Below are 10,391 nucleotides of genomic sequence, written 5' to 3'. Positions count from 1 at the left end.
CGAATAACTGGTATGGATTTTACTAAAGTTCCAGGGCTTGATATACTAAGTATACAGACTATAATTTCAGAAACTGGTATAAACCATAATAAATGGTCAACAGAAAAACACTTTTCATCGTGGTTAGGACTCAGCCCTGCCAATAAAATTACAGGAGAAAAAGTGTTTAGCACAAGAACGCGTAAAGTCATTAATCGTGCTGCGAATGCATTTCGAATGGCTGCTAATTCTGTAGGAAATAGTAAAAGTTCATTGGGTGCATACTACAGAAGATTAAAAAAACGATTAGGAGCACCAAAAGCAATAACAGCTATTGCAAGAAAAATAGCATGCATATTTTATAGTATGCTCAAATACGGACAAGAATATGTAAAAAAAGGAATGGAATACTATGAAATACGATATAAGGAGAGAGCTGTAAAATTTTTGATCAAAAAGGCACGAGAATTTGGCTATACTTTAGTGCAACAAGAGGAGCTAGTTAAGGAAGTTTCTTAGAAGATGGCTCTCAAACAACTTGCCATATTAAAAAACAAGGTGATCTTCCTAGTACAAAAGTTGATTTCGTAAATCAAAATATTCAAGCAGCATGGGAAATGGCGCGGGGTAAATCACTATAGATCACTCAGTAATAACCTTAAATGTTAATAATGATAAAGAGAAATTAAGGTTAGACACCTATATAGCTGAAAAATGCAACATATCACGCAGTAAAGCTCAAAGATTGATACAAAATGAGCAAGTGAAATTACTTGGCACACCGATAATTAATAATGACTACATAGTAAAACCAGATGAAGAGTATGTGGTGCATCTAGTTCAACCTGACATATCCACATCAATTGAGCCTAATTATGACATAAAACTTGATATCGTCTATGAAGATGATGACATTATAGTTCTGAGTAAACAGAGTGGATTAACAGTGCACCCTGGTGCTGGGACAAACAATGATACGCTCTTGAACGCAGTTATCGCTCACCTTGATGTAAGACCAGGAATTGTTCATAGACTCGATAAAGATACTAGTGGACTTATGGTAATTGCAAAAAATGAGGAAGCCCATAGTTTCTTGTCTGAATTGTTATCAAATCGCAAAGTAAAGCGGGAATACTTAGCAGTAGTTTGGGGAACATTATCTTCCCAGCAGGGAACTATAGAAACTAACATTGCTCCAAAGCGTGGTAATAAAGAAATGATGTGTGTTACAAAAACAACCGGAAAATTAGCAATCACTCATTACTCAGTAGAGAAAGTTATAGGACAAGCAAGCTTGGTTAAATGCACTTTAGAAACAGGTAGAACGCACCAAATGCGAGTCCACATGAGCCACATAGGACATTCTATAGTTGGTGATCAAGTTTACGGAAAAAATAGTAGTAAAAGCACAAAATATGCTAAAAACTCTAGTTTTATTCTTAATTTCAATAGGCAAGCACTACATGCTTATAAATTAGGATTATACCACCCAAAAAGCAAGGAATACATGGAATTTGTCTCTGATTTACCGCAAGATATAAAAACTTTAATTGGTGAGTTTGAAAATATACCCAAGAAAGGTTTACCTGATTTTTGAAGTATAAAATCAACTTATTGGTTTTGAAATTAAGATTTATTGCAACTACAATTAGTACTCTTATCATCACATTTTGGTGTTAAGTCAGGATAGAACGTGAGTATAGCATCATTCTTTCTTATAAATACTGATTGATAATTGTCATCTTCCATTTTATATAGGCATATTCCATCTTTTCCTAATTCCTTAAACGCCTTAGTTGCAGAAATTAAAATATCATCGGCATGAAGATTATATGCATATCCATTTGGGCATTTAACTTTCACTTTCCCATCCTTACCTAAATATTTCATTCCAAATGTATAAACTGGTGGCTTAATATCTGATTTATTGCATAGGGACTTATCATTCCAAATTGCACCTGCCCATTTATCTTCTTGAGCTTCAACATATCTACCTACAAAATGCATACCACCTAATTTATCGTTTGGCTCACCACAAAAAATATGTCCAAACCCTATAGTTTCTTTTTCATTTCCACTATTTGTAAACCAAATGTTAGCCAGTTCATCTTTAAATAACTCCAAATTCGCATCTGGTGTGACAATTTGATGATCAAGCTTATCATATATTCCTTTCACTACTTCTTGATGCTGCGGACAATCAAGTAAAACTTTGAAATCTTCTTTATCTGGATGTGCTCCCCAATCTCCACAAACTTTCAACACTCCTCTATCGAAGTCAGTTAATTCTGGAAACGGTGGTATATAACCTGGTTGTGAACTGAAAAATGGTTCAAAATTATTTTCTTCCACATAGCCGGTGTGAAAATAATGATCCTTAATATAAAAAACAAATCCTATTATTGGTATTATTAAACACAAAATTAGTTTAACTGTCTTCGACATAATCATGTTCACAAAAAAGCTAGCTTATAAGAAACAATTTAAAAAAGTTTTAATTGTTGAGTGCATTTTGCAGAGCAGCAACTCCCGGCATTTTATCGCCGCTTAACCAATCTAAAAATGCTCCTCCACCAGTGGAAACATATGTAAAATCCTTATCGGTAAGGCCTGCAGCACTTATTGCAGATAGACTATCGCCTCCCCCTATTACACTAGTTAATTTTCCTTTGTGCGTTAAGTCACTTACGACTTTCATTATCCCTATTGTACCACTTGCAAAAGCTGAATGTTCAAAAACACCAATAGGTCCATTCCACAGCAGAGCCTTACTGCTTGCTATTATACTGCTTATTGTACTCAAAGTTTGTGGTCCGATATCCAAAATTATATCACCGTCCAAAATGGACTCAGTTCTTCTTGAAATACTAGTGCTGTAATCAGAGTTTACTGCAACCAGAACGTCTTCTGGCACAACTATTTTGCAATTGTTTTTATTTGCTGTTTCAATAATATTATGTAGAAGGTCGTCAACACCATTTTGAAAGAAAGATTTCCCTATATTTACTTTGCTAAATGACAAAAAATTATTAGCAATTGCACCTCCGAGAACTAGGTAATCAACCTTTTCTGTTAGCTTTATAAGCATTTTTATCTTAGTTGACATTTTGGCTCCCCCAACTATCGCAGTAATAGGTTTAGCTTTAAACGATACAGCTTTTTCAAGATACTTTAGCTCATCTTGCAAGCAAAATCCTGCATAGGAAGGTAAAAATTCTGTAATGCGCGAAATAGAAGCGTGAGCTCTGTGAGAGCAAGAAAATGCATCATTTACATATATATCCGCTAGAGATGCTAGTTGTTTGGCAAAATTTGAGTCACTTTGCTCTTCCTCTTTATAAAATCTTAGATTCTCTAGTAATATTATATCTCTTGCATCCATAACACTCACTGCTTTTTGCACTTTTTCGCCAACGCAATCATCAATGAATTTCACTTTTTTATTTAGTAACTGCGATAAAGTGTCAATTACATTTTTTAGCGACAGATTGTTGTCTCTGGCCTTTGGGCGTCCGAAATGCGATATAATAATAATCTTTGCATTTGCATTCACTAAATACTCAATAGTAGGCAATGCTCTCAAAATACGAGTGACGTCACGAATTTCTCCATCTTTTATAGGAACATTGAAGTCAACTCTGAGTAAGACGGTTTTATTGTGAAGATCACAATTTTCTATACTAGGTATATTCATTGTAAAACTAAAGCTATAAAGCCACTATACAGCAGTTTGACCCAAAGTAAAGTTTTAAGTTTACGAACGTTTAAGGAAATTTGCATCCAGATGGTGTCAGCTACTTTCATCTGCCACTGCAAATTGCAATGTTCGTACAGTTATGTGTCACGCTACTTGGATGACGCCGTTGAAAGAAATGAACCGCCTTTTCAAAATTGTTTTGAATAGAGGAATAACATTCACAAGTAAAATTTCATATTACCATTTTTTAATTTATGTATTATAATAAGCTTAATCTATAAGAAAAACAAAGTTGGAAGAACTAAGCAAAAACTGGGTGATAAGAACGGGAAGATTTTTATCTTCATTGTTTTTTTTACTGTTGATTGCGCTATCAATACGTAGTTTTTTATTCGAGCCATTTCATATACCTTCTGGTTCAATGAAAAGCACCCTACTTGAAGGGGACTACATTTTTGCTAGTAAATATTCATACGGTTACAGTAAACACTCACTTCCATTTTCTCCAAACATTTTTAGCGGCAGGATTTTTTATACCCCTCCAAAGCGTGGCGACATAGTAGTTTTCAAACCCACGAGAAATGACAGCATCAGGTTTGTTAAGCGAGTAGTAGGAACACCAGGTGACAAAGTGCAAATGATAGAGGGAGAATTATACCTAAATGATCAGAAAGTAGAACGAAGGCAAATTGAAAGTTTTGTTGATTATGAGTCAAATCGTAACATACCAAGATATATAGAAACGCTTTTAAGTGGCAAGGAACATGAGATTTTGATAGATAACGTCTCCAATAAGCTATCATATAATACTCCAGTTTATTATGTGCCTAACGATCAATTTTTTGTTATGGGAGACAATAGAAATAATTCTTTGGATAGCAGGTTTCCTGAAATTGGTTTTGTACCAATGGAAAATATCATTGGGCATGTAAGCATAGTTGGTTTATCATTTAAATTAGGAAAGGTCGATTGGTCACCATTTAATTTCAGACTACCTGTTGCCCTGAGATTAAATAGAGTATTGCACAAGGTTGTGTAAGCTTTTTCTACTTATTTGTTAATTCACACAACTCTAAAGAAGAATTTTCTAACTCGGCGATAGCGTTGTTAATTTCATTCAAGTCATTGCCTTGTAAAGCGTTTTTTGCGTTTTGTAATAGGTTTTTCAACTTTTGATCAGTGGAAACATTTTCAACTAGATGTATGAGCTTGTTACCGTTAATTTTAGCCTCTGCAAGGGAACGAGCCTTCATATCTTCATCAAAGCTGTTTATTGACTGGTTAACCATATTTTGAACATCAGCTTCACTCAAGCCAAAATTTGAATTTACTTCAACTGTCTGCTCAATTCCAGTAGCTTTTTCTCTTGCAGTAACAGTCAAGATTCCGTCAACATTAACTGTAAATTCTATTTCAATTCTTGCAGAACCTGCAGGCAGTGGCGGTATACCTTTTAGTTCAAACTGCGCTAGAGATTTGTTATCCTCTATCATTTCACGTTCTCCCTGACAAACGTGAATTTTCATTGCTGGTTGCCCATCAACATAAGTTGTAAACTCTTTTATCTCTGAAACTGGCAGTGGCGTATTTCTTGGTATGATTTTTTCAACTATGCCTCCCATAGTTTCTATACCAAGTGATAAGGGTAGAACATCAAGGAGAACAGAATGAGCCTGCAAAGCTGCTCCAATGACCACTGCTTTATCTGGATCTGCGTCACTTAGTACTTTATTTCCAAAGAGCTTGACTAGTGAATTTTGAACCAATGGTGTTCTAGTTGCACCACCAACTAAAATTACTCCTTTTGTATCATCAATTTTAAGATCTATATCGTTTACAGTACGAGTGACTATATTGATAGTCCTATTAACTAAAGGACTTATTGCCTGTTCAAATTCTTCTCTGGTGATTTCACATTCAAACGGCTTGCCGTTAATGTTAAAGCCAAAAGTGCCTGATGCATTTTCACTTAAGTATTCTTTCGCGGTACGGATATTGCAGATTCCAGCGTTATGTGTTGGAATGACATTAAGGTGTGTTGTCGACTCCTTGTTTAAACCTACTTTTTCTCTGTACTTATCAAGTACAATTGAACTTAGTAGGTGATCAAAATCATCACCGCCGAGTTTGGTATCACCACCAACCGCAAGGACTTGAAATACTCCTTGATGTAATTTCAATATTGAAATATCAAATGTTCCTCCACCAAGGTCATAAACTGCATATATTCCACTGTTATTGTTCTTTTCAATGGAATAAGAAAGCGCTGCAGCGGTTGACTCGTTAACGAGGCGAAGAACTTCTATGCCAGCTAATTTTGCTGCATATTTAGTTGCGTTACGTGCTGAATCTCCAAAGTAAGCTGGCACAGTAATTACTGCTTTTTTCACTTTTATCCCTGTGGATTTTTTTACCCTCTCGCATAAAGCTTTTAATATCTCAGCAGAAATCTCAACAGGAGTAAGATACTTCTCCTCTGAGCATTTTACTCTAATAACTTTTTCACTTTCGTTATCTATTTCAAAATTGAGGCCTTCTTTATTTAATTCTTCAACACTTTCACCCATTAAACGCTTTATTGAGTAGATTGCATTTTGACCGACGTCACAGCCAGTTTTCAATGTATTATTTTCATACGAAATAACAGAAGGCAGTAGCTCTCTTCCCTGCTCATCTTTAAATATCTCCACGTTGCCAGCTTTATTTACCATGGCAATTAAAGAATTGGTGGTACCAAGATCTATACCAAAAACTACTTCACTTGAATTTGGTTCAGAAATTTGAATTGGTTGCATTTTTCTTCACCTCCTCAAATGACTTATATAAATATTTCAATCTTAAGACTTGTGTAGCAGCTCCATCAAAATTCTTTACAGCAAAAGTGTTAATTAGGTTTTTAACGCAATCTTTTATTTTTTCATCAACCATCCTACTTGCAAATTGTAGATCATCGCAGTCCAGCAAATATTCTCTTATTTCCATTGATTCATTTAATATTTCAGAATTTGGATGATCCTTTGGGCTTTCCACACCAAAAAGATTCAACAAATGCTTGGCACGTTCTAGAGGTGACTTTAGCACTTGATAAGCCTTGTTAATATTAATTATATTTTTAGATTGTCCTTCGTTTATATCAGTCCTGCTTAGCTCAATATATTTTTTCTCTAACTCATCAAAGCTGATATTGAAAGTTGGTTCAATTTCAAACAATGTAAAATAGCTGCTAGACATGAAAACTCTCTCCACAACCACACTTTCCTTTTTCATTGGGATTTTTGAAAACAAAACCCGATGAAAATTTTTCTTCTACATAATCCATTTCAGAGCCAAGAATAAACATGACGGATTTTGGATCGATCAACACTTTAACTTTTTGGTCATCACTGCAGCTTTCCTCAATTATCGACTCTAAAGGACGAGTATCATACGCATATTCAATATCATATTTTAAACCAGAACATCCTTTTTGTTTAATTAGCACTCTTATTCCTATCGCTTCTTCCGGTTTCTCAAGGTTAGTATGCTTCTTTTGGTCCAATAAATACCTTATTCTCTCCACTGCATTTGCAGTTATAGTGATAAGCTTTTTATTCTTTTTTACAGTTTCACCTCCGCCTACTTCTTGATATTCACTCATGCTTTAGTTCTCAATGTCCACCTTTACTTTGTTTGCTTTGATAATCATGAATAGCAGCCTTTATAGCATCTTCAGCAAGCACCGAGCAGTGTATCTTCACTGGAGGTAAAGACAACTCTTCCACTATTTGAGTATTCTTTATCTGTGTCACATCTTCAATAGCTTTTCCTTTAATCATCTCTGTTAACAAAGAACTTGAAGCAATGGCAGAACCGCAACCAAAAGTTTTAAATTTTGCATCTTCAATAACACCTTTGTCATTGACCTTTATCTGCAATTTCATTACATCACCGCACGATGGTGCACCAACTAAACCAGTACCAACATTTGGATCATTTTTATCCAGAGAGCCAACATTTCTTGGATTTTCGTAATGATCTAAAATTTTCTCATTATAACTCATAAAATTACCTATAAACCACTGCCTTATATTATAACATATTTAGGTTAAAAACTAAAGTAAAATACACTAGCAAACGGTATATTTTACTCACAAAATACCCGCAAAGTGAGTGCATTTTACTTTACAAATACATATAGTGCGTGTCATTCTCTATATTGTAATTAAGTTTATGATCTAAAAAGGAGTATTCCCTTGAGTTTATTTGGTAATCTTTATAAAGGCTTGTTGAAAACTTCTTCGCGCTTTAGCGATGGAGTAAAGAGTATTTTTTCTGGCAAAAAAAAATTAGATCAGTCGCTTTTAGATGAGCTAGAAGAATTGCTAATTAGCATGGATATTGGTCATAAAACTTCCAAGTTGATTATTGACAGGCTCACAAGCATCAAGTTTGACAAGGAGGTTGAACATAACATTATCACACAGCAGTTAATGAACGAAATAGAAGCTATATTAAACCCTGTCGTGCAACCGTTAATTTTAAATAAAAAACCACATATAATAATGGTATGTGGAGTAAACGGTAACGGTAAAACCACAACTATAGGTAAGCTCGCATATAAATATAAGGAGATGGGAAAATCCGTTATGCTTGTTGCGTGTGACACATTTAGAGCTGCTGCTAGTGAGCAGTTAAATATTTGGGCAGAACGCTCTGGTTGTTCTATCGTTACTGGAGAGTACGGTAGCGACTCTGCAAGTGTGGCATATAGGGCTGTAAGTCAAGCTATAAAAGATAACGTTGATGTTGTTCTAATTGACACAGCAGGAAGGCTGCAAAATAATGTGAACCTTATGGAGGAATTATCAAAAATATATAGAACGATAAAGAAATTGGATGACACTGCCCCTCATGATGTTATTTTAGTTCTTGACGCAACTACCGGCCAAAATGCTTATAGCCAATTAGAGGCATTTAGTAAGATGGTTAGTGTTACAGGGTTAATTATAACAAAGTTAGATGGCACTGCTAAAGGCGGAGTGGTAATTGGCCTTGCAGAAGCTTATAAGGTAAAGTTACATGCTATAGGAATTGGCGAGAGTATGGAGGACTTAAAGGAGTTTACTAGTAAAGAGTTTGCTGAAGCATTATTTAATTGTAATTAAAAATTTCTCTTAATTCCCTTACGTGACCAAGCTTAATTATCTCAATATCATGAGAAGAGTAATTACCATTTTTAGGCATAATTGCTTTTTTGAATCCTAACTTTTGTGCTTCTTTTAGTCTGAGATCAGCATGCGAGACATTCCTAATTTCTCCTGAAAGTGCAACTTCACCGCAGATTATTGAGGAAGTTGGCAGCGGTAAATTTACTACACTTGAAATAAGGGAAGCAGCAACAGCAAGATCAGCCGATGGTTCCTGTATTTTGAGTCCCCCTGCAATGTTTAGGTACACTTCTTTATCATGCAAAAACATTTTACAACGAGCATTTAGCACCGCAATGATCATAGCCAATCGATTAATATCCCATCCAACTACTGCCCTTCTTGGGGTTGCCATATTAGTCCCTGCTATTAATGCTTGCACTTCCATTAAAATTGGTCTTGAACCTTCAATTCCTGCAAATACAGCGCTACCAACTACTTCTCTGTCATGAGCCATCAGAAACAATGATGATGGGTTATCAATAGGCACTAGTCCTGCTTCAGACATCTCAAAAACACCAATTTCATTTGCAGGGCCAAATCTATTTTTAATAGTACGCAAAATGCGATATTGATTGCTATTTTCACCTTCAAAATATAATACCGTATCCACCATATGCTCCAAAGTTTTAGGTCCAGCTATTTGTCCATCCTTAGTTATATGACCAACTATTAAAAGAGAAATACCATATTGTTTCGCAAGAATGGTTAATTCATGAGCGCAAGTACGAACCTGGGTTACAGTGCCTGGTGCTGATGTAATTCTGCTATCATACATTGTTTGTATAGAGTCAATTACTAAAAATTTAATACTTTTATTTTCCTTTATCGTTGCTACTACATCAGTTAAAGACACTGTAGATAAAAGCTTAATTTTAGGTTCATTTATCTCAAGACGCTTTGCTCTGAGGCTCACTTGCTCTAAAGATTCCTCGCCAGATACATAAAGACATTCAAAGGAGGAAAGTTGCACAACATTAGCTGCAATTCTAAGCAACAGGGTAGATTTTCCAATTCCAGGTTCACCACCAATCAAAATGCTAGCACCTTGAACGATACCTCCACCAAAAACTCTATCTAATTCTTCTATTCCTGTTAGAAAACGACTTGGAGTGATAATTTCGCTACCCGATAACGTCTTTATTAAAATTGGCACAGATATACTCTTTTTGCCCGTTTTTACTGCTATTTCTTCAACAACTGTATCCCAATTGTCACACGCAATACACTTCCCTACCCACCTACCAGTGCTATGACCACAGGATTGACATACATATACAGTTTTCATCAGAGCCAAAATTATTTTGTTATAATTGTAATAAAAACTAGCTGAATAGGCGAAGTAAATCTAAACACTGAGTCTCACAAATATTTTGGTGCGAAGATAATTGTCATAAGTTGTGCTATTTAAATTCATGCACAATAATTGCACGAACGCTTCCCTCTAGGATCCAAGTAGCCCCTTTTTTGTCATCCGAGTAGCTTGACTACTTGGATCCAGGAAACTTAACTCTACACCAAGTAAATGT

General features: G+C 35.3%; 11 protein-coding genes. 4 read left to right on the top strand and 7 right to left on the bottom strand.

Annotated features, from left to right (window positions below):
* Both OZD70_RS01110 and OZD70_RS01105 read left to right on the top strand, forming a co-directional pair.
* On the top strand, nucleotides 1–498 hold a 498-nt coding region (locus tag OZD70_RS01110; protein ID WP_275020072.1), incomplete at its 5' end, for a transposase.
* Between the two features lie 112 nt (nucleotides 499–610).
* Complete coding sequence (locus tag OZD70_RS01105; RefSeq protein ID WP_275020308.1) at nucleotides 611–1,576, top strand: RluA family pseudouridine synthase; 966 nt, start codon at nucleotides 611–613, stop codon at nucleotides 1,574–1,576.
* Nucleotides 1,577–1,605: 29 nt separating this feature from the next.
* Here the strand turns inward: OZD70_RS01105 and OZD70_RS01100 are convergent, their stop codons facing one another.
* Together OZD70_RS01100 and OZD70_RS01095 are read right to left on the bottom strand one after the other, a co-directional pair.
* Nucleotides 1,606–2,424 carry an EndoU domain-containing protein gene (locus OZD70_RS01100; RefSeq protein ID WP_275020301.1) on the bottom strand — a complete coding sequence of 273 codons (819 nt, stop codon included), beginning with the start codon at nucleotides 2,422–2,424 and terminating at the stop codon, nucleotides 1,606–1,608.
* Between the two features lie 49 nt (nucleotides 2,425–2,473).
* Nucleotides 2,474–3,673, bottom strand: coding sequence for a phosphoglycerate kinase (locus OZD70_RS01095; RefSeq protein WP_275020298.1), 1,200 nt, complete (start codon nucleotides 3,671–3,673; stop codon nucleotides 2,474–2,476).
* A gap of 295 nt (nucleotides 3,674–3,968) precedes the next feature.
* Here OZD70_RS01095 and lepB point away from each other — a divergent pair, with 295 nt between their 5' ends.
* A complete protein-coding gene (gene lepB / locus OZD70_RS01090) occupies nucleotides 3,969–4,715 on the top strand; it encodes a signal peptidase I (RefSeq protein ID WP_338062925.1) in 747 nt (248 codons plus the stop codon).
* 7 nt (nucleotides 4,716–4,722) lie between these two features.
* Here the strand turns inward: lepB and hscA are convergent, their stop codons facing one another.
* The 4 genes from hscA to iscU are packed head-to-tail and all read right to left on the bottom strand — an operon-like array spanning nucleotide 4,723 to nucleotide 7,716.
* Nucleotides 4,723–6,471, bottom strand: a complete 1,749-nt coding sequence (hscA, locus tag OZD70_RS01085; RefSeq protein WP_275020295.1) for a Fe-S protein assembly chaperone HscA — start codon at nucleotides 6,469–6,471, stop codon at nucleotides 4,723–4,725.
* Complete coding sequence (locus OZD70_RS01080) at nucleotides 6,449–6,907, bottom strand: iron-sulfur cluster co-chaperone HscB C-terminal domain-containing protein (protein WP_164224977.1); 459 nt, start codon at nucleotides 6,905–6,907, stop codon at nucleotides 6,449–6,451. The genes hscA and OZD70_RS01080 overlap by 23 nt, the downstream gene beginning before the upstream one ends.
* On the bottom strand, nucleotides 6,900–7,313 hold the full coding sequence (locus OZD70_RS01075; RefSeq protein ID WP_182183748.1) for a HesB/IscA family protein: 414 nt from the start codon (nucleotides 7,311–7,313) through the stop codon (nucleotides 6,900–6,902). Before OZD70_RS01075 ends, OZD70_RS01080 begins: the two co-directional genes overlap by 8 nt.
* 10 nt (nucleotides 7,314–7,323) lie before the next feature.
* The gene (iscU, locus tag OZD70_RS01070) at nucleotides 7,324–7,716 is read right to left on the bottom strand and encodes a Fe-S cluster assembly scaffold IscU (RefSeq protein WP_096617533.1); all 393 of its coding nucleotides are present in this window, start codon (nucleotides 7,714–7,716) and stop codon (nucleotides 7,324–7,326) included.
* Between the two features lie 192 nt (nucleotides 7,717–7,908).
* On the opposite strand from iscU, the gene ftsY reads away from it, so the two are divergent.
* The gene (ftsY, locus tag OZD70_RS01065; RefSeq protein ID WP_182183751.1) at nucleotides 7,909–8,820 is read left to right on the top strand and encodes a signal recognition particle-docking protein FtsY; all 912 of its coding nucleotides are present in this window, start codon (nucleotides 7,909–7,911) and stop codon (nucleotides 8,818–8,820) included.
* Here the strand turns inward: ftsY and radA are convergent.
* Nucleotides 8,807–10,150, bottom strand: coding sequence for a DNA repair protein RadA (gene radA, locus OZD70_RS01060; protein WP_275020303.1), 1,344 nt, complete (start codon nucleotides 10,148–10,150; stop codon nucleotides 8,807–8,809). The genes ftsY and radA overlap by 14 nt on opposite strands.
* Nucleotides 10,151–10,391: the final 241 nt, after the last annotated feature.

It is taken from the genome of Wolbachia endosymbiont of Drosophila tsacasi (assembly GCF_028982115.1).
Classification (GTDB): Bacteria; Pseudomonadota; Alphaproteobacteria; order Rickettsiales; family Anaplasmataceae; genus Wolbachia; species Wolbachia pipientis_B.
This window is presented reverse-complemented; position numbering and strand designations above follow the sequence as displayed.

What these genes read in the sequence shown, in the direction of transcription:
- OZD70_RS01075 (WP_182183748.1), bottom strand. Translation starts at nt 7,313, where the DNA reads ATGAGTGAATATCAAGAAGTAGGCGGAGGTGAAACTGTAAAAAAGAAT.
- radA (WP_275020303.1), bottom strand. Translation starts at nt 10,150, where the DNA reads ATGAAAACTGTATATGTATGTCAATCCTGTGGTCATAGCACTGGTAGG.
- OZD70_RS01080 (WP_164224977.1), bottom strand. Translation starts at nt 6,907, where the DNA reads ATGTCTAGCAGCTATTTTACATTGTTTGAAATTGAACCAACTTTCAAT.
- OZD70_RS01095 (WP_275020298.1), bottom strand. Translation starts at nt 3,673, where the DNA reads ATGAATATACCTAGTATAGAAAATTGTGATCTTCACAATAAAACCGTC.
- hscA (WP_275020295.1), bottom strand. Translation starts at nt 6,471, where the DNA reads ATGCAACCAATTCAAATTTCTGAACCAAATTCAAGTGAAGTAGTTTTT.
- iscU (WP_096617533.1), bottom strand. Translation starts at nt 7,716, where the DNA reads ATGAGTTATAATGAGAAAATTTTAGATCATTACGAAAATCCAAGAAAT.
- OZD70_RS01100 (WP_275020301.1), bottom strand. Translation starts at nt 2,424, where the DNA reads ATGTCGAAGACAGTTAAACTAATTTTGTGTTTAATAATACCAATAATA.